Annotated in this window: 22 protein-coding genes; 13 read left to right on the top strand and 9 right to left on the bottom strand. The window is 66.2% G+C overall.

Translation table 11 applies throughout. From position 1 onward, the window contains the following. Together KF785_11880 and KF785_11875 are read left to right on the top strand one after the other, a co-directional pair. Positions 1-619 (top strand): CocE/NonD family hydrolase (locus tag KF785_11880; protein ID MBX3147456.1); only part of this gene is annotated, 619 nt, incomplete at its 5' end. A gap of 164 nt (positions 620-783) precedes the next feature. Further along, positions 784-3,429 (top strand): carbohydrate binding family 9 domain-containing protein, encoded by a 2,646-nt coding sequence (locus tag KF785_11875; GenBank protein MBX3147455.1) that lies wholly within the window; start codon positions 784-786, stop codon positions 3,427-3,429. A 65-nt stretch (positions 3,430-3,494) separates the two neighbouring features. Here KF785_11875 and KF785_11870 read toward each other — a convergent pair whose 3' ends face one another. Further along, entirely contained in the window at positions 3,495-4,190 is a 696-nt protein-coding gene (locus tag KF785_11870; protein MBX3147454.1) for a DUF4397 domain-containing protein, read from the bottom strand. Positions 4,191-4,289: 99 nt separating this feature from the next. After that, positions 4,290-4,808 (bottom strand): fasciclin domain-containing protein, encoded by a 519-nt coding sequence (locus KF785_11865; protein ID MBX3147453.1) that lies wholly within the window; start codon positions 4,806-4,808, stop codon positions 4,290-4,292. 129 nt (positions 4,809-4,937) lie between these two features. Between KF785_11865 and KF785_11860 the strand changes: the two genes are divergently transcribed. The 5 genes from KF785_11860 (at position 4,938) to KF785_11840 (ending at position 10,354) form a co-directional block, all read left to right on the top strand. Beyond that, positions 4,938-5,870 (top strand): MerR family transcriptional regulator, encoded by a 933-nt coding sequence (locus KF785_11860; GenBank protein MBX3147452.1) that lies wholly within the window; start codon positions 4,938-4,940, stop codon positions 5,868-5,870. Positions 5,871-5,953: 83 nt separating this feature from the next. Continuing rightward, positions 5,954-6,295, top strand: a complete 342-nt coding sequence (locus KF785_11855) for a PadR family transcriptional regulator (GenBank protein ID MBX3147451.1) — start codon at positions 5,954-5,956, stop codon at positions 6,293-6,295. Position 6,296: 1 nt separating this feature from the next. Next, positions 6,297-9,020, top strand: coding sequence for an ABC transporter permease (locus tag KF785_11850; protein MBX3147450.1), 2,724 nt, complete (start codon positions 6,297-6,299; stop codon positions 9,018-9,020). 161 nt (positions 9,021-9,181) lie between these two features. Further along, entirely contained in the window at positions 9,182-9,742 is a 561-nt protein-coding gene (locus KF785_11845; protein ID MBX3147449.1) for a cupin domain-containing protein, read from the top strand. 24 nt (positions 9,743-9,766) lie between these two features. Beyond that, positions 9,767-10,354 carry a YdeI/OmpD-associated family protein gene (locus KF785_11840; protein ID MBX3147448.1) on the top strand — a complete coding sequence of 196 codons (588 nt, stop codon included), beginning with the start codon at positions 9,767-9,769 and terminating at the stop codon, positions 10,352-10,354. Between the two features lie 30 nt (positions 10,355-10,384). Here the strand turns inward: KF785_11840 and KF785_11835 are convergent, their stop codons facing one another. Beyond that, positions 10,385-10,891 carry a hypothetical protein gene (locus KF785_11835; protein MBX3147447.1) on the bottom strand — a complete coding sequence of 169 codons (507 nt, stop codon included), beginning with the start codon at positions 10,889-10,891 and terminating at the stop codon, positions 10,385-10,387. A gap of 140 nt (positions 10,892-11,031) precedes the next feature. Here KF785_11835 and KF785_11830 point away from each other — a divergent pair, with 140 nt between their 5' ends. Further along, a complete protein-coding gene (locus KF785_11830; protein MBX3147446.1) occupies positions 11,032-11,628 on the top strand; it encodes a hypothetical protein in 597 nt (198 codons plus the stop codon). On the opposite strand, the gene KF785_11825 is transcribed toward KF785_11830, so the two are convergent. Further along, positions 11,594-11,992, bottom strand: a complete 399-nt coding sequence (locus KF785_11825; GenBank protein MBX3147445.1) for a VOC family protein — start codon at positions 11,990-11,992, stop codon at positions 11,594-11,596. The genes KF785_11830 and KF785_11825 overlap by 35 nt on opposite strands. A 233-nt stretch (positions 11,993-12,225) precedes the next feature. Here KF785_11825 and KF785_11820 point away from each other — a divergent pair, with 233 nt between their 5' ends. The 3 genes from KF785_11820 to KF785_11810 all read left to right on the top strand — a co-directional run bounded on the left by KF785_11820 (position 12,226) and on the right by KF785_11810 (position 14,782). After that, positions 12,226-12,642, top strand: coding sequence for a DUF1801 domain-containing protein (locus KF785_11820; protein ID MBX3147444.1), 417 nt, complete (start codon positions 12,226-12,228; stop codon positions 12,640-12,642). After that, positions 12,639-13,073, top strand: a complete 435-nt coding sequence (locus tag KF785_11815; protein ID MBX3147443.1) for an HIT family protein — start codon at positions 12,639-12,641, stop codon at positions 13,071-13,073. The genes KF785_11820 and KF785_11815 overlap by 4 nt, the downstream gene beginning before the upstream one ends. Before the next feature lie 176 nt (positions 13,074-13,249). Continuing rightward, positions 13,250-14,782: a serine hydrolase gene (locus KF785_11810; GenBank protein ID MBX3147442.1), complete on the top strand. Its 1,533-nt coding sequence runs from the start codon at positions 13,250-13,252 to the stop codon at positions 14,780-14,782. A gap of 49 nt (positions 14,783-14,831) precedes the next feature. Here the strand turns inward: KF785_11810 and KF785_11805 are convergent, their stop codons facing one another. Continuing rightward, a complete protein-coding gene (locus tag KF785_11805) occupies positions 14,832-15,278 on the bottom strand; it encodes a hypothetical protein (GenBank protein MBX3147441.1) in 447 nt (148 codons plus the stop codon). A gap of 198 nt (positions 15,279-15,476) precedes the next feature. Here KF785_11805 and KF785_11800 point away from each other — a divergent pair, with 198 nt between their 5' ends. Next, positions 15,477-16,097, top strand: coding sequence for a hypothetical protein (locus KF785_11800; GenBank protein MBX3147440.1), 621 nt, complete (start codon positions 15,477-15,479; stop codon positions 16,095-16,097). Between the two features lie 200 nt (positions 16,098-16,297). Then, entirely contained in the window at positions 16,298-17,941 is a 1,644-nt protein-coding gene (locus KF785_11795) for a carboxypeptidase regulatory-like domain-containing protein (GenBank protein ID MBX3147439.1), read from the top strand. Here the strand turns inward: KF785_11795 and KF785_11790 are convergent. The 4 genes from KF785_11790 to KF785_11775 all read right to left on the bottom strand — a co-directional run bounded on the left by KF785_11790 (position 17,938) and on the right by KF785_11775 (position 22,882). Further along, positions 17,938-18,582 carry a response regulator transcription factor gene (locus tag KF785_11790; GenBank protein MBX3147438.1) on the bottom strand — a complete coding sequence of 215 codons (645 nt, stop codon included), beginning with the start codon at positions 18,580-18,582 and terminating at the stop codon, positions 17,938-17,940. The genes KF785_11795 and KF785_11790 overlap by 4 nt on opposite strands. After that, positions 18,579-20,327, bottom strand: coding sequence for a sensor histidine kinase (locus KF785_11785; GenBank protein ID MBX3147437.1), 1,749 nt, complete (start codon positions 20,325-20,327; stop codon positions 18,579-18,581). Before KF785_11785 ends, KF785_11790 begins: the two co-directional genes overlap by 4 nt. 45 nt (positions 20,328-20,372) lie before the next feature. After that, on the bottom strand, positions 20,373-21,254 hold the full coding sequence (locus KF785_11780; GenBank protein ID MBX3147436.1) for a hypothetical protein: 882 nt from the start codon (positions 21,252-21,254) through the stop codon (positions 20,373-20,375). Between the two features lie 302 nt (positions 21,255-21,556). Beyond that, entirely contained in the window at positions 21,557-22,882 is a 1,326-nt protein-coding gene (locus tag KF785_11775) for a thymidine phosphorylase (protein ID MBX3147435.1), read from the bottom strand. Between the last annotated feature and the right edge of the window lie 34 nt (positions 22,883-22,916).

Here is a 22,916-nt window from a genome sequence, read left to right as displayed (position 1 = left end):
CAGCACCCAGCTCCCAGCGCGCACCGGAGTCGATCGGTATCGCTACGACCCTGCCAACCCGACACCGTCCGCAGGGACCGAGAACGGTCACATCACCGGGGCGGCGGACACGCGCAGCTCATCAGGGCGAGCGGATGTGCTCGTGTATCAGACGCCGGTGCTGACGGAGTCAGTGACCATGATCGGGCCAATCGAGGCAACGCTGTACGCGTCAACCTCCGCCCGCGACACCGACTGGACCGTACGGCTGGTCGACGTGCATCCCGATGGCTACGCAGCACTGCTGGCGGACGGCGTGATCCGAGCCCGAAACCGCGACCCGGCGCGTGAGGGTCGCTTCACTGCGTCGGCGCTGTCGACCATCATGCCGGACAGCACCTATCAGTACACGATTCGTTTCTGGCGGGGCGTGGCCAACGTGTTCAAACCCGGGCATCGGATCCGGGTGGAGATTTCCAGCAGCTGGTATCCGTACTATCTCCGAAACCTGAACAGCGGGGCGGACAACGTCGGGCTGGTACGCGAAGATGAGGCAGTCGTGGCCGACCAGCAGATCAGCCATGGAGGGCGATACACGTCGCACTTGACCCTCCCGATCATTCCGAATCAGACGCGCTAGCGGCATCTGACATCGGTGGTGCCGCCGGAAACCTGGCCGGCGGCTCGTCCGTCTGGCGCAGTATCTCGCCGCTGACGTTCGCCCGCCGCCACTATCTTGAGGCCGGGCCAGTTGCCGGTATAGTGTTCCACGCCCTGGGCCAACCCAACCAACGACGAACCTACGTGACCCGACGAATCGATATTCGCCTGCTCCTGCTGACGAGCGCTCTTGCCGCAGGCCTGCCTGCGCTGGCGGTCGCTCAAGCCTCGCCCAAGTCTGCCCGTGCCGTCCGGCTCACCGGCTCGGCACCCCATATCGACGGCGATCTGCGCGACCCTGTCTGGGAATCCGCCGCGCCGATCGGCGACTTCGTCGAGAAGATCCCCGTCGAAGGCGCCGAGCCCAGCCTCCGAACCGAGGTCCGGATCCTGTTCGACGAGGATGCGATCTACGTCGGCGCCCGACTCTTCCGGCCCGACCCGCACAACATTCCTGTCGCCGTGACTCGACGGGATGCAGCCAGCAACGCCGAGTCGCTCGTGCTGTCGTTCGACACCTATCTCGACCGGAGGACCTCGTACAGCTTCGCGATCTCGTCGGGCGGGGTGCGCAGCGACTACTATCACGGCCAGGACCTCCAGACCAATCGCCAGTATGAGTTCGACCCGATCTGGACCGCCAAAGCTCGGGTCGACAGCCTCGGTTGGACGGCCGAGATGCGGATTCCGTTCTCACAGCTGCGGTTCAGCGCACGCGCCGAGCAGGTCTGGGGACTCCAGATTCAGCGCCTCATTCCCGATCGCAACATGGATCTGTACTGGGTGCTGATTCCGCGGGCCAACGAGATGTCGGGCTGGGCCTCCTTCTTCGGGCAACTGACCGGGATCGAGGGCATCCGAGGCGGACGCGGCATCGAAGTCGTGCCCTACACCGCCGGCGACCTGACCTTGCGCGGCAACCGAGATCCGCGCAATCCATTCGATCAGGCCTTCATCGGCCGGGCAGGCGCCGACATCAAAGCCGGGCTGGGCGCCAGCCTGACGCTCGACGCCACCGTCAACCCCGACTTCGGTCAGGTCGAAGCCGACCCTGCCGAGGTGAACCTCACCGCCTTCGAAACCGTCTTCGAGGAGAAGCGGCCCTTCTTCATCGAGGGGCATGAAATCCTGACCGGTCGCGCTCAGAGCTACCTCGGCCGGCCGACCTATTTCTATACGCGCCGGATCGGCGCGAGCCCTCGCGGCGCCATTGGCGGCGATTTCGTCGACCAGCCCCGCAACAGCACAATCCTCGGCGCCACCAAGGTGACCGGCCGGCTGCCATCGGGGCTCTCGATCGGGATGCTGACCTCTGTGACCGCGCGCGAGTCGGGTCGCGGCTACGATACGGCCACCGGGGCGTATTCTCGCGCGGCCGTCGAACCAGGCACCGGCTACGGGGTGCTCCGGCTTCAGCAGGAGGTGGGACGGAGCCGCTCGACGTTAGGCATGGTCCTGACCGGCGTACGACGCGACCTGGGCGAGACTGGCGGGCTCGACACCCTGCTGAGCCGCGACGCGGTTACCGGCGGGGTCGACTGGCGGCTTCGGTTCGAGCAGGGCAAGTACGAGATCACCGGCTGGGCCGGCTTCAGCCGCGTCGCCGGCGATGCCGCGAGCATCGACCGGGTCCAGCGGGCCAGCGCGCACTACTTCCAACGGCCCGACGCCGACTATCTGAACTACGACGCGCTGCGCCGCTCGCTCTCGGGCTACACTGCCTCGGTGCGCGCCGATAAGAACGCCGGCCGGCATACGCTCTGGGGCATTCAGGCCGGGGTACGATCGCCAGGGTTCGAGATCAACGATATCGGGCAGATGGCGCGCGCAGACGTCATCGACTTCAACGCCGACATCCAACTGCGAGACACCAAGCCCAACCGCTACTTCCGGTTTTTCAACATCGGGCACGCGGTCGTGGGTCAGTGGGACTTCGGAATGGAGCGGCAGTTGCTGCGCGCCAGCCAGAACACCAGCTTCGTCTTCAACAACTTCTGGAGCACCTCGTTCCGAGTCACCTACGCGCACCACGCGATGAGCAACACCCTGACCCGCGGCGGACCGTATATGGAGACGCCGCATAGCTGGACCTTCCAGGCATCGCTGGCCGGGAACTCGTCAGCCAAGACAACCTGGTCCACGTCGGCGGCCCGCCAGCACGATGGGCTGGGCGGTACGGGGTGGAGCCTCAACGCCACCATCCGGACTCGGCCCACTGCCCGGTGGGAGGCGTCGGTCACGCCCCGCTACGCCCGGCTGACCAATCCCCGACAGTACATCGGCCGCGCGGCCGGGGGCAGCGCCAGCACCTATGGCTCTCGCTACCTATTCTCGTTCATCGACCAGAGCACGATTGCCGCGCAGTTCCGGCTCAACTATGCCTTTACCCCGAACCTGACGATCCAGGGCTACGCCGAGCCGTTTGCGTCGAGCGGGCGGTACTATGGATTCGGCGAGTTGGCCGCGGCCCGGACCTCCGATCTGCGCACCTACGGATCAGCCGCCGGTACCGCTATCTCGACCGACGCGAACGGGCGCTATACCGTAACCGACGGCGGCGCGACGTTCGCATTCTCGAGACCGGACTTCAACGTCTTGTCCTTCCGTTCGAACCTGGTCATCCGCTGGGAATGGATGGCGGGCAGCACCTTCTTCCTGATCTGGCAGCAGAGCCGCGGCAATACCCTCAACGCCGGCGACTACGTTCGTGTCGGCTCGCTCTGGGATGCGGTCAACGCGCCAGGAGACAACTTCCTCGCCGCCAAGCTGAGCTATTGGTTCAAGGTGTAGCCCCCAAAAAGCGATGGCCCGGGTCGACCACCCCCGGGCCATGCGTCCAGCTGGCTCCCGAAACATCAGTTCCGATCCGGCAGCAACAGCGCCGACAGGGGCGCTCCACCGCCCTGCGCTTCGACGGCAATGGCAGTGCGAACCTGTCCAGCGGCCAGCGTCAACGTGCCGGTGTCGATCGCAACCGTCTTGGTACCGGCGGGGGTGATGCGGACCCGGTAGCTGCCTGCCGCAACTTCCAGGTAGTTGCTGGCACCCTTGAACGGCACACCGGTCAAGGTCGGCGACAGCGTGGCGATGTCCGCTCCAGGTGCGGTCACGTAGATATCAACGGACCCCACGTTCGGTGCGCCATGCACCAGCCGGAGCTTGATGTTGCCCGCGGCAGGCGCCGCGAGGTTGTCGGTCAGCACCAACGGCTCGATGCTGGCGAGCAGGTTGGTGGCGATGATGGTGTAGGCCCCGCCGGCCGCCACCGCCGGGTTGGCGTTGATGACCGAGGTGGTCGTGTTCGCCGCGTTGACCCTGACGTTCCGGGTGCCTGCGGGCACTTCGAGATACCCCGAAAACTGTCTGTAGGCAACGTTGCTCAGCACCCGCGTGCCATCGACGAGCACGTCAACAGCGGGGGCATTCGGTGAACCATGCACCACCCGGACCTGCGCGGTCGCATCGGGGCCCGTGGTCGAGTCACTGTCACATCCCGCCAACAGGGCGGTTGCCGCCAGAGCGGCCATTCCATAGCCAGTCAGTCTGAACATTGGTACTGCTCTCCTCATTCTGAGTTTCGTTCAAGCACGCCGCCCTGCGCGACCGTGCGAATGCGATGCGGTCGCGCCGCTCGCGTGCCGTACCGTTGATTACGCCTGCGGTGGCAGAACCACTGCATCGATCACATGAATGACGCCGTTGCTGGCCATGACGTCGGCCGCAGCAACGTTGGCGCGCTGCTCACCAACCTGGACACCATTCGCACCGAGGCGAATCCGCAGCGTCGACCCCTGCACCGTCTTGAGGGTCACGTTGCCGTCCTTGTCGGCCCGGGCCTTGAGGTCCTTAGCCGTGAGCGCACCCGCGACGACGTGGTAGGTCAGAATGCCCGTGAGCTTGGTCTTGTCTTTGAGCAGGCCCGGGACGGTACCCTCGGGCAGCTTGCCGAACGCGGCATCCGTCGGCGCGAAGACGGTAAAGGGACCTTTGCCCGACAAGGTCGGAATCAGATCAGCCGCCTGCAGTGCAGCGGCCAGCGTCTTGAACTGCCCCGCAGCAACGGCGGTTTCGACGATGGTGCCCGGGGCGGCCGACTGGGCCAGGGCGGACCCGGAGATGGTTGCGCCCAGTACCAGAAGGGCGGCGGTCGAGAGGCTCAGCTTGCTCATGACAGAACTCCTGTAGAAGATTGTTTGTACAACTCACGTCTAACAATCTCTAACAATAGTTCAACTTTGTCAAGGCTTTGTCTATGTATTTATCTTGACACAACTTATACAAGTGTATAGAATGGAATCATGTCTACCCCAACAGCCGACCCGAGGGATATCCCGCGTCACCCGGTCAGGGTCGCGGCCCAGAAAACCGGGCTGTCGAGCCACGTGCTGCGAGCCTGGGAACGGCGCTACGGAGTCGTGGCGCCAACCAGGACAGAGGGTGGGCAACGGCTCTACTCCGACGCCGACATCGAACGCCTGACCCTGCTCAGTACCCTCGCCTCGCGCGGCGGCGCCATCGGCCAGCTGGCCGACCTGCCGACCGCCGAGTTGACCCGATTGAGCCGGGAAGACATGGTGGCGGCACCGACCCCGGAGGTTCAGGACACCGCACGGTGGCGGGAGCTGGCATTCCACGCGATCGAAGCAATGGACGGGTCGCGACTGCGCCGGGAGCTGAGCCGCGGCGTCATGGCACTCGGCGTGACGGCATTCCTCGAAGAGGTCGCCGACCCGCTGTTACGGGAATGGGGCACGCTGGCACGAGGGGCGCCCTCAGCATCGCGCAGGAGCACCTCGGTACGGTGGTGGTGCGAGAGGTGCTCGGCTGTCCGCGAGTCGGCCGAGACGTCGGACTCTGCGCCGAGACTCGTCGTGGCAACCCTGGTCAACCAGCTGCACGAAGGCGGCGCCCTGCTTGCCGCCGCCGCCGCCGCCGCGGAAGGGTGGCGAGTGACCTATCTCGGCACCAATCTCCCGAGCGCCGACATTGCCGCAACCGCCGTTCGCACCGGCGCCCGTGCCGTCGCCGTCAGCGTGATCTTTCCCGCCGACGACCCGGCCGTGCCCGGCTACTTCGCGACCTTGCGACAGGGCTTGCCGGCGCACGTCGCCCTGCTCGTCGGGGGCAGCGCGACGGCGTCATACAGCGACGCCATCGATGCCGCCGAGGGAGAGATCGTCAGCGACCTGCCGGGGCTGCGCAGCCTGCTGCGAGAACTCGCCCGCCCCTGACCCCGGCCCTGGCCCTGGCCTGCTCTCCTTGACGGGATAGGAGAAGGCTGTCATTGTTCTCCTATGCAACTTAGGAGAACGGCATGACCCGCCAAGCCGACCTGCTTCCCGGCAATCTCGATCTCGTCATCCTCAAAGCGGTCTCGCTCGGCGAGGTGCACGGTTACGGCGTGCTGCTCCGGATCGAGGCCATCTCCAGGGGAGCGATTCTGGTGCAGCAGGGCGCTCTGTACCCGGCGCTCTACCGCCTGGAGCATCAGGGCCTGCTCGCGAGTACGTGGGGCACCTCGGAGAACAACCGCCGCGCCAAGTACTACCGGCTGACCCCACTCGGTCGCCGGCAGTTCGAAGCGGAGAAGGCAAGCTGGGGCCGGCTGGCCGACGCGATTGCCTTGTCGCTTGCTGCCACACCGCAGGAGGTGTGAGGTGACGGGTCGCCCCAGCATCGCGGGCCTGACAGCTCGGATTCGCTCGCTCGTGCGCGGCTGGCTGCGCCGAAACGAGGTCGAAGCCGAGATGCGCGAAGAATTTCAGCATCACATCGCGATGCGCACCGAGCACCTGCAACGTCAGGGGCTCAACCCCACCGCCGCCGCACGGCAAGCGCGGGTCGAGTTCGGGCACCAGGACTCGCACCGAGAAGAGGCACGAGCGTCACGCGGCCTTCGACTCCTCGACGAAGCCCGTTTCTCCTGGCTCGACATCAAGCTCGGCGCTCGGATGGTTGCTCGCCATCCGATGCTCAGCCTCGCGGCGATCTTTGCCCTGGCGGTGGGCATTCCCATCGGCATCGCGCCGAGCCATGTCGCCAATGCGCTCGAGGCGCCGCTTCCGGGAGACCCGGCCCACCGAATCCGCGCCATCCGAACCTGGGATCCGGTCGCATCGAGGGTCCACTCGACGCTCTATGAGGAGTTCGCCTTCTACACCCGCGAGCTCAGGAGCTTCAGCACGCTGGCCGCGTTCCGGACCTCCTCGTACAGCGTGGGGTCCGACGATGGCCGAGCCGCCCCGGTGGCTGGTGCTGAGCTGACGGGAGGAGGTTTTGCGGTGCTTCGCGCCGCGCCACACCTCGGTCGGACCCTCACCACGGCCGACGACGAGTACGGCGCACCGGCCGTGGCCGTGCTGGGCTATCACCTCTGGCAATCACGATTCGGCGGGGATCCTGGCGTCGTGGGTCGGCCAGTTCGAGTCGGCGGCACCGTGCGCACCGTTGTCGGTGTCATGCAGGAAGGCTTCCGATTTCCGAACGACGAGCAGATCTGGCTACCGATGACCGCGGCAAACGGTAGCCCGGCAGCCCGGAGCGCCCGGGTGCAACTCGTCGGCCGCCTCGCCGACGGCATCTCGGCCGAACAGGCGCAAGCGGAGCTGGCGGCCATCGGGCCACCGCCGCTCACTGATCCAGTCGAGGGACGGCGTCAGCTGCGACCTGAAGTTGTGCCGTTCGGCCTGCTCTACATGGGCCTCCCGCGCAACGGACTCGACAGCATGCCGGAGTACTGGCTGGTGCAGGCGCTCAGCCTGGCGCTCCTGCTGGTCGCATGCGGCAACGTCGCCATGCTCATCTTTGCCCGCACGGTTACCCGCTTCAAAGAGATGGCCATCCGCACCGCGCTCGGGGCCAGCCAGGCAAGGATCGTGAGCCAGGTCTTCGTCGAGACCCTGGTGCTGGCGGTCATCGCGGCAGGGGCAGGTGTCCTCACGATCGACTGGATCATCCGGCATCTGAACCTTGCGGCGCTCGCCGGAGCAACGGCCCTGCCCTACTGGCTGTCACTCAACGTCACGGGCAAAGCCATGTTGCAGGCCGTGGCCCTCGCGGCAGCCTGCGCCACGGTTGCCGGAGTCGTACCGGCTCTTCGGATCACGGGCCGCGCGGCGCGCGAGCGGGGGGCTGATCAGTCACCTTCGCGGTTCGGGGGGCTTACCTCCGCCCTGGTCGTCGGAGACATTGCGGTCTCGGTCGCGGTCGTCGGACTGGCGCTGGCCATGGCCGACCGCGCAACCGACCTGAAACAGGACGATCGCGCGGCAGGCATTCCAGCCGCGGAGTACCTCGCCGTCGAGCTCCGCCTGCCCGACGATGGGCAGCTGGCAGGCGGAGGACCGGCGCAGCAACTCTTCGCCGATCGCCTTGCAACCGTCCAGCGCGAGCTGGTCGCGGCACTCGAACGGCAACCCGGGGTCATCGGTGTGGCAGTCGCCGATGCGCTGCCTCGGATGGACCAGCGGGCCCGCCCATACCGAATCGAAGGGCGAGACCAGTCTGCCGATGCACGGCCGCGCTGGGTCAGCACTGCACGGGTCGACATCGGCTTTCTCGCGGCGCTGGGGCAATCAGTCGTCGCGGGTCGAGACTTCACGGTGAGTGACATCGCGGACGCGCGACCGGTCGTGATCGTCAACACGGCCTTCGCGGCGCGCGAGTTCGGGAGCGAAGACCCCCTGGGTCGACAGATCAGTTTCGTGAGCTCCGACGATGGCCAGCCCGTATGGCACGAGATTGTCGGGGTGGTTCCACACCTCGGCATCAACATGATCAACCCCGAGAAGGGAGCCGCCGTTTACGTACCAACCGCACCAGGGCTGCTCAATCCAATGCATCTTGCGATTCATGCCGGGCCGACGCCGGATCGGCTGGTGCCCGCGCTTCCTGCGCTGGTAGCATCGGTCGACCCGACCCTGGCAATGGGAGCGCCCGTCGTGCTGAGTGAGCTGCGCCAGAGCGACTGGTACCTCGTCATGGCTGTCGCAGGCGGGCTCCTGGTACTGGTCGGTGTACTGGTGACACTCGCCGCGTCGGGGCTCTACGCGATGCTCTCCCTCGCGGTGTCCGAGCGCACGCGCGAGATCGGCATTCGCTCGGCTCTGGGATCATCGGCCGGTGCGCTGGTCAGGACGATTCTGCGCCGCTCCCTGGTGCAGATCGGCGCCGGAGCGTTGATCGGCCTGCCGTTTGCTGCGCGGTTCGTCTTCGAGCTCCGGGGTGGCGCCGACGGGACGGCCTCAGCCGCAGGGTCACTCTTGTCGGCAATCGGCCTGGCTGGCATCATTGTGCTCATCGTAGGATTGATTGCCTGTCTGGTCCCGACCCGACGCGTGCTGGCCATCGAGGCGAGCGAGGCGATGCGAGCCGAGGGCTGATCGGCAGATTCGACATCAAAGTCTGTGCGGCGTCAGCGGTGTGGTCGGGACTCAAGCTGGTAGTCCGGAAGGGGTTGCGAGGAAAGCGCAGCTGACGCCAGCAGGGGACGTGTAGATTTCGCCGACTCGCGGGACGCGTGACGACCCCTTCTGGAGCCATCATGTTCTCCTATCCGCATACGATCGACAACGGACTCGGCGAAAGAATCACCTTTCTGCGCCGGGTCGCGACGCCGGAGGGCGAGGCGCTCGAGGTCAAGAGCGCCGTTCAGCCCGGCATCGGCCCGCCCATGCATACGCACCTGCTCCAGGAAGAAGCCTTCACCGTGGACAGCGGACGCGTCGGCTACCAGCGCAAGGGCGAGGAGGCGCGGTTTGCCGGGCCAGGCGAAGCCGTCGTCTTTCGCGCCGGCGAATCACACCGATTCTGGAATGCGGGACCGGACGAGTTGCGGTGCACCGGGTACATTCGCCCCCCGGACAACATCGAGTTCTTCCTCGGCGCGCTGTTCAACGCCCAGAGAGCATCAGGCAGCACTCGACCCGACCCGTTCGATGCCGCATTCCTGATTTCGCGGTATCGGAGCGAGTTCTCGATGGACGAGATACCGGCCCTGGTGCAACGCCTGCTGTTCCCTGGCCTGGTGCTGCTCGGCTACGCGCTTGGAAAATATCGAAAGTTTGCCGACGCCCCGCCGCCGGTGAACCGCCGACCAGCCTGAATACCCATGAGTCAGCTGGAGACAATGATGCCCGTACCAAGTGAGAGGGTCGACGCCTTCGTCAGCCGGGCATCGTCCTGGCAGGGAGAAATCAGAAGACTGCGGGCCATCCTCCTTGGCACGGGTTTGAACGAAGAGCTGAAGTGGGGCAAACCGTGCTACACGTTCGGAGGAAAGAACATCGCCATCATTCAGCCGTTCAAGGCGCACTGTGCACTGATGTTCTTCAAGGGCGCGCTCCTCGAGGACACCCATGGCTTGCTTCGGAGCCAGGGCGAGAATACCCAGTCGGCGATGCGGCTCGAGTTTACCGGCGAAGCGTCGATCAAGCAGTCGGTCATTGCCTCCTACGTGAAACAGGCCATCGGGGTGGAACAGCGCGGCGAGACGGTCGCGTTCCCGGCAAAACAGACTCTCGATCTGCCGGTCGAGCTCGACCGAATCCTGGCGGATAACCGCAAGCTGGCCAAAGCATTCGAGGCGCTGACCCCCGGACGGCGCCGGGCCTACGTGCTTCACTTTGCCAGCGCCAAGCAGGCCGCGACCCGGCTGACCCGAATCAAGAAAGCCGTGCCCGCTATTCTCGCCGGCAAAGGGATACACGACCGCTAGCCGCCTTCGCCAATCGATCGTTCCCAACCCTCATCGATCGCGGTGCCGTTCTCTCTCGGGGGCAAACCTGGGCGCGTTCGAATCCGGCACCGTGTAGGCCGAGGCGGCGCCATGACGATAGACCAGCTCACCCCCGGAGTGCCCGACCTGATATCCCGCAACGGTCAGGGCCAAGGTCGCCACCAACCCCAGACCTCGAGCGATAGAACCGACCCGCCCTCCGGCCAGGCCGACGACCATGATCGTGAGAACACCCAGCGATCCGACCAGGAAGCGATCGGCCGCCGCCTCGTGGGTTTCGAGCGGAGCCTCCGCCACGACCGTTTCGACGCGCTCCTCCTGGTCCTCACCAGTTTCGGTTGCTGCCCAGGCGGACAGCGACAGCGCTGCTGCCAAGGCGACGGGTGCCGCCCAGGCCCGCCGAGCTCCCGTCCCCCGGCGAATGGCCCACAGTGCAATGCCCGCGACGATCGGTAGCAGGACCGCAAATACGATCGGAAAATGAACTACGGCCGGGTGGAGCGGATCGGGAACCATGGTGCCTCCGTGTGATGGTCGAACCAGCGGCCTGACGTGATCACGTTGGACAGCCGAGCGGCGGCGCGCAATCCGACAGGTGCCGGAGGGGCTCCTCCCAGCCAGATTTAGGAGGTATCCGACATCTGGCGGAGGGCACCGTGGCCGATGAGACCGAGGCGAAACTGCGATTACCCCTGATCGGGCTGCTCCTCGCCATTGCGGTGGGGGGTGCGGTGGACGTCGTTCTCGACGCCCCAACGACCTGGCGTTCGCTTCACCTGCTCTACGAGCTGGGACTGATCATCGCCGCGTTGGCGATGGCCTCCTACCTCTGGTTCAGATGGCGAGCAGCGGAGCGACGGACGGTTACGCTGGAGCGGGAGATCGGCCAGCGCCAGGCAGAGCGGGATGCCTGGAAGGCCAACGCGGAGGCAGCGCTGGAAGGCATGGCGCACGCCATCAGTCTCCAGCTGGCGGCGTGGCAACTAACCCCTGCAGAGCGCGACGTCATCGGCCAGTTACTGCGGGGCCGGAGCCACAAAGAAATTGCCGCCGCCACAGGACGAAGCGACCGGACGGTACGACAGCATGCCGCGGCAGCGTATCGAAAGGCGGGCCTCTCCGGCCGAGCAGAGATGGCGGCGTACTTCCTGCGAGATCTGCCCCTCGAGGCGGCGGCAGCGCCTGCACCAGCAACCGCCGCTCCGGATTCAACTTCGATCAGCCGCCCAGCGGCGTCGAGACCCCTAACTTGAAGCCGTCCGGATCGCGGAACTGAAACATCCGGGCACCCCAGGGACGGTCGGCCGGCTCATCGATCAGGGTGCCGCCAGCAGTCTTGATCCGTTCGGCCGCGGCGTCGACATCGGCTGGGGACTTGACGTTGATCTGGAGGTAAAAGCCCTGGCCCTTGATCCGATCCCAACCGAGGGCGCCGTCGTCCTGATTGAGGACGATCCGAATATCACCCGCCACGATGACCGCGCCGACCAGCTTACCGTCGCTCTCGAAGGGAAAGGCCACAGTAAACCCGAGGGCCTGTTCGTACCAGCGAATCGAGGCGGCAACATCCTTACAGGTGATCGAGCAGCCAAGGGTAGTGGCATTCAGGGCGGACATCGAAACTCCAGGTTGAGGAAGGGTCCGCAAAGATAGCCCGCCGCGAGGAAACGGCGAGTCGGAGACGCCGCGGCGGAGAAGCGCGTGGCGACTGCAAACCGGCTGGTGAGCCAAGGACCGTGATGGTAGGTTCGATGGTCCCGACCAGCCGTGCCAACCCGACCAGACCACCGGCTCATCGGAACGAGCCGATCCACCTCAGCTCGCGACCGGACCACCGGTACGCACCCACGATGGCGACGAACAAGACCCAGCCAACCGAGGCCAGCATCGAGGACTATCTCGAAGCAAGAGGAAGCGAGGAGCAGCGTGCGGATTGCCGCGCACTGATGGCAATCCTCCAACGCGTCACGAAACAGAAGCCCAAGATGTGGGGGCCGAGTATCGTCGGCTACGGCTCGTACCGGTACACTTACGATAGCGGTCGGTCTGGCGAGGCCTGCCTCGCCGGCTTTGCCATCCGCGGCAAGGAACTAGTGGTGTATGTGTTCGCCGAGAGCGAGGCGCAACGCGCGCTGCTGGCCAAGCTTGGCAAGCACCGGATCGGCAAGTCGTGCCTCTACTTCAAACGTCTGTCGGACCTCGACAGCTCCGTACTGGAGGCGATCGTCGCGGGTTCGGTGGCTGAGATCAAGCGGCAGTACGGATGACGCCCTGCGCGTTCTGTGACATCGTCGCGGGGCGGCAAGCGGCGACCCTCATAGCCGCTGATCGCGACACGGTCGCGTTCCTCGACCTCCGGCAGTTCCACCCTGGCCACGTGCTGGTCGTGCCGCGGGACCATGTCGCGGACATCCGGGGGGTCAGTGACGATCTTGCAGCCGCGATCATGCTCACTGTCGCCCGGATGGCACGCGCGGTGAGCGCCGTTTTTCCGAACGACGGCCTCTCGGTCTGGCATTCGGCGGGTCCTGGCGCCGGTCAGGAAGTGCCCCACCTGCACTTCCACGTGCACCCCCGCATCGCCGGCGACGAGCTGCTCCGGATCTATCCAGCACCACCCAACCACCCCGAGCGAGCAGAGCTCGACGCCTGGGGGCATCGTTTGCGGCGCGCGATCGAGCAGTCCACCTCCCGATAGCGCCGAACGCGGGTCACCCAGGATCACACCTCTGGCCGGATGATCTGCCCCGGTCCATCTTTATCTGACAGCGTGCCCCTCACGGCACCGTCGAGCCAAGACCCTTGAACAATCAGAGAGCCGAGATGCCTACAGGATCACGAGCGGGAGCGTGTCTGGGAGCAATGCTATGCGGTGTGCTGATCGCGGCGCCCGCGACGGCGCAGCGAACAAGCAGCACCGCCAGCCCGGCCAAAGTGTTGACCGCCGCACAGCTTCGCGCCCTGGACAGCCACATCGAACAGGTCCGGCAGCAGTGGAGTATCCCCGGGCTGTCCATCGCAATCGTACAGGGTGACTCTGTCGTCTTTGCCAAGGGATACGGCGTCAAGGAAGTCGGCAAAACCGATCCGGTTGACGACCGAACCCTCTTCTCGATCGGGTCGAGCGGCAAATCGATGACCGCTGCCGCGACCGCGATGCTGGTCGATGAAGGCAAGATGCGGTTCGATGCCCCGGTCTGGACTTACCTGCCGGACTTCCGGGTCGAGGATCCTTTCGTGAGCCGGTACGCCACGATTCGCGACCTGCTGGCACACCGCACCGGGGTCGAGAACTCCACCGGCGCCTGGTATGGCTCACCGCTGAGTCGAGCGCAGCTGATCAAGCAGCGGTTCCGCTACCTCAAACAAAGCTTCGATTTCCGAAGCCGAATGCTCTACAACAACCTGATGCTGATGGCGGCGGGTGAAGCCGCAGCAGCCACGGCAGGATTGTCGTTCGAGGATCTGCTCGACCAGCGTCTCTTCAAGCCACTCGAGATGCGTTCGACCGTGGTGAGCATCGTGCAGGTTCCGCCCGGCAGCAACATCGTGACACCCCATCGGGTGATCGACGGCGCGCCGGTTCCGATACCGCACCGGAACACCCAGAACATCGGCGGAGCAGGCGGATACTACTCGAGTGCCCGCGACATGGCGCAGTATCTCCGCTTGCAGCTGGGCAACGGGGTCTATCGAGGCAAGCGGCTGATCTCGGAAGCATCGATGGCAGAGATGCGCACCGTCAGCATCCCCGCCCGAACGCCCGTCGTCCTGTCCGACAGCGGCACCACGTCGCTCGGCTACGGCCTGGGCTGGTTCCTCGAGTACTATCGCGGCTACCGCTCGATCGACCACGGTGGAGCGATCGACGGGATGCTGGCCGCGATGACGGTGTTGCCCGAAGCGGGGATCGGCGTCGTCGTGCTGACCAACCGCGATGGCCACGCCATGCACACGGCGCTGGTTCAGCGCATCTTCGACATCGCGCTCGGCCTCCCGGAGCGCGACTGGAACGGCATGGCATTGGCACGGATGACGCGCGCCCAGAACGCGCAAGGTGAGCAGGCGGCCGCGCCAACGGGGGCACCTCCGTCTCTTCCGGTGGCCGAATACGCTGGCACCTACGCCGATTCGCTGAACGGACCCGTTCGAGTCACCTTCGAGGCCGGGACCCTGCGTCTTGCCTGGGACAATCGCCCCGGGTTCTCGGCCCGGCTGACGCCGTTCCGATTCAACACCTTCCGGATCGTCGACTGGGAAAGCGCCGGCGTGCTCGCGCCGCTGGCTTCGCTGGCCACGTTTCAGCTCGATCCGTCAGGCAAGCCGTCCAGCCTCGAAATCAACAACCTGGGCAGCTTCGGCGTCGTGCGCGAGCGCGGCGGGCGGAGCGGTCCAGCGGGCAACTGACCCGGTCCGCGCAGAACTAGCGTTGGCCCACCCCGCCTGGCAGATGGCGTCAGACGGGTGGGCCAACATCCTCGTCCTCACCAACCGACGCCGGCAAGGCCCGCTCCGCCCCGCGCCGCGCCAGCGCGAGCGACCCTCCCGCAGACGCAGCGCCGGCCGTCCCAAATACGACGGAGAGACCCAGAAAGTCGGCCGCCGACCCGGAGACCAGCGCCATAGCGCCGGACAGCGCCATCCCGCCCACGGCCCCCCACGCGGCAAAACGGGGCACCGACATCTGATCGAACCGGCGGTGCCGCTCGACCATCGCGAGGATCCCGGAGAAGGCAGCTCCCGCGATGAAACCCAGAAAGCCGAAGAACAGGGGAAACGGCACGTCTGCAGCGTCGAGGCCGATAATCGCCAGCAGAATCATCCCGGCTCCGAACCAGGCAGCCGCCCACGCCAGCCCCACGCCGATCGCCCCCCTCAGCCGCCGTACCCAGTTGCCTCTCATCCTGCCACCGTCCCCTTGATCGCCCTCTGGAAACCGATCAGCGCCCCTGCAGAATCCACTTTATAGTACAAAGTAGATTCTGATATGCAAGTCCCCCTTTGGCCCGCACGGCATTGGGGACGCTTGCACCATCGCCAAGCGGACCGCACCTTAGACCATCATCTGAGAGCGGGGCCGTTCGACGAGCGAGGATCCGTCATGTACGTACGCCACTACTTCGTCGCGATCAGCCTCACGCTGCTGCTCCTCTCCATCGTCGCGTTCTCCGACAACCTCTTCACCGACATCCATCAGGACAGCAACCGCGATCCCAAGTTCGTCGTTCACGGCATCTTCTGGTTGGCCTGGTTCAGCCTGTTCTTCGTTCAGAGCAAGCTGATCGGCAGCGGCAACCGTGCGCTGCACCGCAAGCTCGGCATAGCTACCGCGCTGGTGGGGCTTGGAGTCTTGATCAGCACGGTGTACGTCTTCGCTGCCGTCTTTACCAGCTGGCGCGAGATGCCCTACTTCGTCAAGGCCAATCGATTCCTGATGACGGGCTTCACGATCCTCGTCGTGGCAGCTCTGGTCAAACGGGGCACGCCGGCCTTGCACAAGCGGTTCATGCTGTTGGCCAACCTTTACATTCTGCAGCCAATCATCGATCGGGTGGCCGGCCATCTCGACTTCGAGACACTGATCTTCTCACCCGTGCTCTGGAACCTGCTGTTCGGCTCGATGTTCTACTACGACTACCTGACCCTGCGCCGGATTCACCCGGTTACCTGGATCGGATTCGTGGTGTTCTGGCTGCTCTGGGCGGCGGCGGCTGCTCTGTAGCAGCCGGATCGGTTCAGGTTCACTCTGCGATGGACTTTCCGCCGTTCCCGGCGCGCCTCGAACCGGTCGAGACACCGTATCCCAGGCTCAGAACCGGGTAGTAGGTCTTGACCCGCTACCGAGAACCGGGAGGGGGGTGCGCCGGGCGCCCGACCCGCCTAGCATTCGTGCCTGAACCTCTGCGACCGGTTACTCCGACGATGTCCCGGCTGTTCGCCACCCTGCTCCTGCTCCTCGGCGCCACCCCCCTGATCGGCCAAACCGTGACGGTTCGGGTTCGGAGCGACACCGGCCCAATTCCAGGCGCCCTGGTGCGCCTGCTCGATCCGACCGGCGCCGTCCGCACGAGACTGCTGGCCGACGAACGGGGCAACGCCCGGCTCACGCTACCAGCCGGAAGGTTCAGTGTAAGGGTGGACGGGATCGGATACGCCACCCGCCTGATCGAGGGCGTCAGCGCATCGGGCGCGTCGACGCTCGATGTCGTGCTCGAACGCAAACCGTTCGTGATCGATGAGCTTGCCGTCCGCGGCGACGAGTCCGGATGCCAAGTCGATCCGAAGGCAGGCACAGCCGCGGCCGAGATCTGGGGGGAAGCGCGCAAGAACCTGGAACTGGTGCTGGCCGGCCGCCACCACCGCCCTACTCCGCTCGAGATCACACGTTTTACCCGCCACCTGAGCGACCGGGAAGTGATAACGCGCGAGCAGACGACCCGCGATCGGGGCTACTTCGTCCAGCCGTTTAGCTCCGTCAGCAGCGAGATCCTGCTGAGCGACGGCTTTGTACAGAGCGTGAACGACGAAACGGTCTACTACGCCCCGGATGCGGCGCTCTTCCTGTCCGACGCGTTTGCCGGCGTCTACTGTTTCAGGGCGGTGTTGCCGCCACGTCCGAAACGCGGCGAGCCGCCCTCCCCTCTGGTGGGCATCGCGTTCGAACCGCAGCGGATCGTCAAGCCGAGCATTGCCGGTACGGTGTGGCTCGACAGCCGATCCGGCTATGTCACCTCGCTGACGTACAACTACCTGGGCATCCCAATGCCCCACGGCGCCGAACGGCGGGCCGGCGGCCGCCTCACCTTCCGGCGGGCCGCGCACGGTCTCATCATCGTGGAAGAATGGGCCATCCGGATGCCGCGGCTGGCGTCCACTGTCGGCGCGGGCGGCTCGAGCCGCCTGTCACTGCTGGGCTTCCTGGAGGTGGGTGCCCGGATTTCCGAGCCAACCGATCGGCCGCGGCGTGACGCAATCATCACCGGCCGCCTCTTCGATTCGACCTCGGGTCGGCCCCTTGCCGGTGCGCAGATAGCGATCGGTGACGGGGCTGCGCAAACGAGCAGCGACGACAACGGACGGTTCACGATTCGCGCCGAGCAGTCTGGCGACTATGCACTGCAGGTCCGACACCCGCGCATCGAGCTGCTCGGCCTGCCGGTTCTGGAACAGACAGTGACCGCCCGCGCGGGAGACACCACCCGGGTCGTTCCGCAGCTGCCAAACCGGCTTGCCGTGATTGCCGCGGCGTGCCCGGCGGCAGCCAGCGACACCACGACCAGTCTCTTCGCGGGACGAATCGTCGATGGGAATGGAGCCGGGCGCGCAGGAGTCCCGCTGACGGCCCGCTGGCAGGACCTCCGCAAATCGGGCTCCGCACTGCTGGTAACTGATCGGGAGGCCAGGCTCGAGTCCGACACCCTGGGCATCGTGCGGCTTTGCGGGCTGCCGACCAACCGAGCTGCCGAGCTGTTCGTCACGCCCCCCGGTCACACCCCTGTGCGGCTGTACCAGCTGCCGCCGGAGCGACCCCGGCTCTCGTTGATCGATCGCATCACGACGCCCTAGAGGAGTTTGGCCTCGATCGCGAACCGGGCCAACCCCGCGGCACTCGGAATGCCGAGCTTGCGGGTGAGCGTTTCCCGGTAGGACTCGACGGTTCGGACGCTGAGGCCCAGGTCGGTGGCGATTTCCTTGTTGGTCTTGCCGCTGGCAACGCCAAGCAGCACATCACGTTCCCGTCGCGTCAGCAGGTTGAGGCGCTGAACCGCGGCCGCCAGAATGGGCGCCGCCGTCTCGACCGACGCGCCCCCCTCCGCCGCCCCGAAACAGGTCTGGCCGGAGGCAACTTTCCGAATCGCGGCACGCAAGTCATCGGGCAGACTGTCCTTGCGCAGGTACCCGTGCGCACCAGCCCGGATGCTCTCGAGCACATACTCGGGGTGGTCGTGCACGCTCAGCATCAGGACCCGGACGTCCGGCAACCGGGCCCGGAGCCGCTCCGCCGTGACGATGCCGGAATCGCCCGGCAGGCTGATGTCCATGATCACGACGTCGGGCCGGAGTTCGGCGGCACGCTCGATTCCGTCAGACCCGTTGCCGCTTTCACCCACCACCTCGAACCCCGGCACCGACAGGGCCTGGCGAATGCCTTCCCGCACCAGCGGGTGGTCGTCGACAATGACGACTCGGACCGTCTGCTCGCTCATAACACCCGCTCCAAGGGCAGCTCGGCCGCAACCGAGACACCGGATCCCGACTGCGACCGCAACATGACCGACCCACCCAGCGCGATGATCCGCTCCCGCATCCCGAAGAGACCCGAACGCCCCGGACCGCTCTGCAGCCGATCGAGGTCGCCTGCCGAGAGACCATCGCCGTCGTCTTCGATGCTCAGGGTCACGAGCCGGTCGGCCACCTGGAGGTGCACCGCGATCCGGGTGGCGTGAGCGTGACGCGCGACATTCGACAGCGCCTCCTGCAGGGTCCGAAAGAGGGCCAGCTCAGCCTCTGACGACAAGCCTCGAACCTCGGCCGGCGCCTCGAATGTCACCGTCAGGCCACTCCACTCCCGAAAGTCGCTGATCAGCGCACGAAGCGCCGGTACCACGCCCAGATCTTCGAGCACCGCAGGCCGGAGGTCGTCCGTCACACTCCGAATGCTGCGCGTCCCGGCATCGACCAGTTCCACCAGTCGATCGACTCGCGGCGAAAGCTCCACCGGAGCGCTTTCCCGGAAAGTACCGAGCTGCAGCTTGAGCGCCGAGAACACCTGGGCCGTTTCGTCGTGCAACTCACGACCGAGCCGACGACGCTGCTCCTCGTGCTCGCTCAGCATCCGCACCGAGAGACGCTCGAGATCCGCGGTGCGCTGCTCCAACCGGACGGACAGCTCCGACCGCTCCAGCGCGGATCCGATCTGCTCACCAACCGCCTCGAGCAGACTCTCATCGAGCGCAGCAAACGACGCCGCCAGGTCGCCTGAGATCACCAGCACCCGATTGCCGCCCCCGGCGCCTCCGAGCCGGATCACCCCGGTATAGGAGGGCGTTGCCGTGGTCTCGGCAGACTCGCCGACGAGACGCGACTTGCCGGCTGCCATGGCCTCCGCCACCACAGCGCGCACGGTCGCCGGGATGCCGGTCGAGCCCCAGTCGCGACAGATCCCGACCCCACGATCGAAGACAGGCCCGTCCGGCCCGACGTACAGCAATGCCGCGCCATCGACCCCGCGGAGCGCCAGGGGGCGCGCCAGGAGCGCCGCGCGAGAATCCTCGAGGCCCTCCCGGCGAAGATCACCAGACAGCGCCACCAGAGTACCGAGGCCTTCGCGCAGCTCCTCGAAAATCAGCAGCATGATGCCGGCGCCGGTCGCGAGGACGAACACGGTGTCGAGCATGTAGCCCCAGGGGCTCCACGCCCCCCGAGCCCGCAGGATGGGGTAGTCCAGGTGATGCAGGCCCCACAGCAGCAGTGTAACGGCCAGGAACCCCGCCGCCGCCGAGCCGGTCCGCTTGCGGTAGCGCCAGAAGACGACGCCGGTCCACCCTGTCGTCAGCGCCAGAAACCCGACCATGGGCCCCGCCGCGAGGGCAAAACTTTCCAGTACGAAGATCGCGATGTAGGCCCAGCCGACCGGAAAGGCCAGGTAGCCGAGATACCACCAGCGCCACCGCAAGCCATGACGGGCAAAGACGAGCGCCGCATAGAGGAAACCCAGCGCGGTCCAGCCGATGATGATCTGGTGCCAGTAGAGGAAGCCGCGGGCTTCGGTGAGGATGAAGGTGACGATGGCCGCGGGCGCGAGGGAGTAGAGCCCGAACGCAATGGCCCACCAGAAGAAGTGGATCTTCCCGTAGCGGCGATAGAGGTAGGCAAAGAACCCGGCCAACCCCGCGAGGACCGCCGTCTGAAAAATGGCCGCCGACAGCTCGGCGAGCTGAAAATCCGGCATCGGGCCCAAGCAAACCGCGCCGAGGCCCTGGAGCAAGGCCCCGGTCTAGCGGTGGTCTCTGACTTTGGTGAGGTAACGCTCGAAGCAACGGAGGGTCCAGCCAAAGCCGCCCGGGTCGCGCAGCACCTGCGGGACTTCGTTGGTGCAGCGTTTGAGGAGCCGACGCAGCGCAGAACCCGACGAGAACCCGAGCGACCGCGCAATCACCGCCACCGGTTCGGTCGTCTTCTCGAGACGGTAGGCGGCCACCAGGGCCTTGCTCCACATCACCAGGGCACTCACCGGCGGGAGGCCAACCCGCCGGAGCTGCACGCCAAGCGCCTTCGGTGTGAGGCCGACGGACCGGGCAATCACGTCCGCCCGGGGCATGCTGGCCGCATGGTCGAGACAGTACCGTACCACCGGAATGAACGGATACGGCACCCGGCGATGCAGCGCCTGATCGGTCAGCTGCTGGAAGGCAACGTCGCTCGCCCGGGTTATCGCCGAGAGGAGGCGCCGTTCGAGTTCGGTATCGTCGCGAAAGACGACGCTCGAAATGCCGGCCGTGGCAAGCGCACCGAGATGCTCGGCAGCGGCGGCACGATCACACCAGAGAATGGCCGGCAGCTCCGGACGGCGAGTCCTGATCCGAGCCACAGCCGCCGCGGTGGAGGCGCCGCCGCGATCCGTCAGATCGACCACGACCGCCAGCGCCTCACGCGCCGACGACCGGGCAACCAACTCATCGAGATCATCGCACCAGACGACATCCCCGAAGGCCTTGCACGCTTCGGCAAAGCGAGGCCGGAGCGCCACCTCGCTCAGCTGAACCAGAATGTGGTGCAGCGTGGCAAGCCCGCGCGCGTCGAGTGCCCGGGGTCCCTGCACCGTTCGCCCGCCCTCACCGCCGGTCGGGGTGAGCCAGGCCGCAACCGACACTGTCATGGAACTGCAACCTTCGGCATGACCCGATCCTTGGTGGACGCCCACCGCTTGCGTTTTGCCGCAACCGCACCCCAGCGCCCTGAAGCACCGCTGAGAGCTAAGTCCAAGGCGCACCGGAACCTGCCCCGCGTCGCCGAGGTACCCCGTGCCGTTGACCGAGCAATCAGCACGCCAGCACGAGGCTGGGTCGGGATGCACAACTCTGCAGTGTGCGGGGTCGCTTCCGCGCCTATCGAGGGGGAGACGCCGATGGGTCTCACGAACAGCACGACTCAATTTCGATCGAACGAGGAGCGCCGGAGTCAGGTGAGCGGGATGACACCATCACGGGAGACGCGATGACTGACGAGCGGCAGCGGGGCCGCGGATTCGCCGATCGGGAGTGCAGCACTGAGGGCGGCCAGCGCGGCCGGAACCTGATCGGCGCTACGAGCCAGCACCGTGGCCAGTCGAGCACCCCGATCGACCCCGTCACCCGGCTTGACGTACACCCGGAACCCGACGGCCGGGTCGACGGCGTCTTCGGTTCTGGATCGGCCGCCGCCTAACGCTACGATCGCGTGGCCGATGGCGCGCGGGTCGGCCGACGTGACGACTCCTGAACGGTCAGCGAGCAGGTCGACCACGACCGGCGCTTGGGGCAACCGGGCTGGATCGTCGATGACGCGAGGATCGCCTCCCTGCGCCTCGATCAGGCGGCCGAACCGCTCCAGCGCGGCGCCACTCGCCACCACCGCCTCGACCTTGCGCCGAGCCTGATCACGGTCGGCTTCGAGCGAGGAGGCCAGCAGCATCTCGGCACCGAGCGCGTAGGTGACCTCCATCAGATCGGGCGGCCCCGCGCCACGCAGGCCGGCAATCGCCTCCTCCACTTCGATCGCATTACCGCAGGCAATGCCTAGCGGGCGATCCATCGCCGTCAACAGCCCGACCGTGCGGCACCCGCTCGCCTCACCGAGCCGGATCATCGTCTCGGCCAGCACCAGCGACTGCCCGGGATCACGGATGAACGCACCGCTGCCCGTCTTGATGTCGAGCACCAGCCCGGTGAGAGACTCCGCCAGCTTCTTGGACATGATGCTGGCGGCAATCAGGGGGATCGACTCGACCGTGCCGGTGACGTCCCGAAGCGCGTAGAGCTTGCGATCGGCAGGCACCAGTTCGGGCGTCTGCCCGACCATCACCGCGCCGATCCGCTCGAGTTGCGCGCGAGCGGCGTGGAGGGTCAGCCTGGTATCGAAACCCGGTATCGCCTCCAGCTTGTCGAGGGTGCCTCCGGTGTGGCCGAGCCCGCGTCCCGAGATCATCGGAACGGCCACATCGAGCACAGCAAGCATGGGAGCGAGCAGCAGTGAGGTCTTGTCGCCCACGCCACCGATCGAGTGTTTGTCGACCCGGGGTCGGCCAAGATCGGCGAGCGCGAACTGGTCGCCGGAGGTGCGCATGGCAGCCGTCAGCGCCACCAGCTCATCGGCCTCGAGGCCGCGAAAAACGACGGCCATGGCCAGCGCCGCCATCTGATAGTCGGGGATGTCGCCCGTAACGTAGCCCTGGATCAGGGCCTGCCACTCGCCGGGCGTCAGGGCAGCGCCGTCCCGTTTCCGCTCGATCAGGCGGGGAACGAGGATGCCGGGCGCACTCACGTCGGAGCACGCCCGGCAA

The sequence above is a fragment of the Gemmatimonadales bacterium genome, assembly GCA_019637315.1.
Taxonomy (GTDB): domain Bacteria; phylum Gemmatimonadota; class Gemmatimonadetes; order Gemmatimonadales; family GWC2-71-9; genus SHZU01.
The sequence above is the reverse complement of the archived record's forward strand: the minus strand, read 5'-3'. Positions and strand labels throughout refer to the sequence as shown.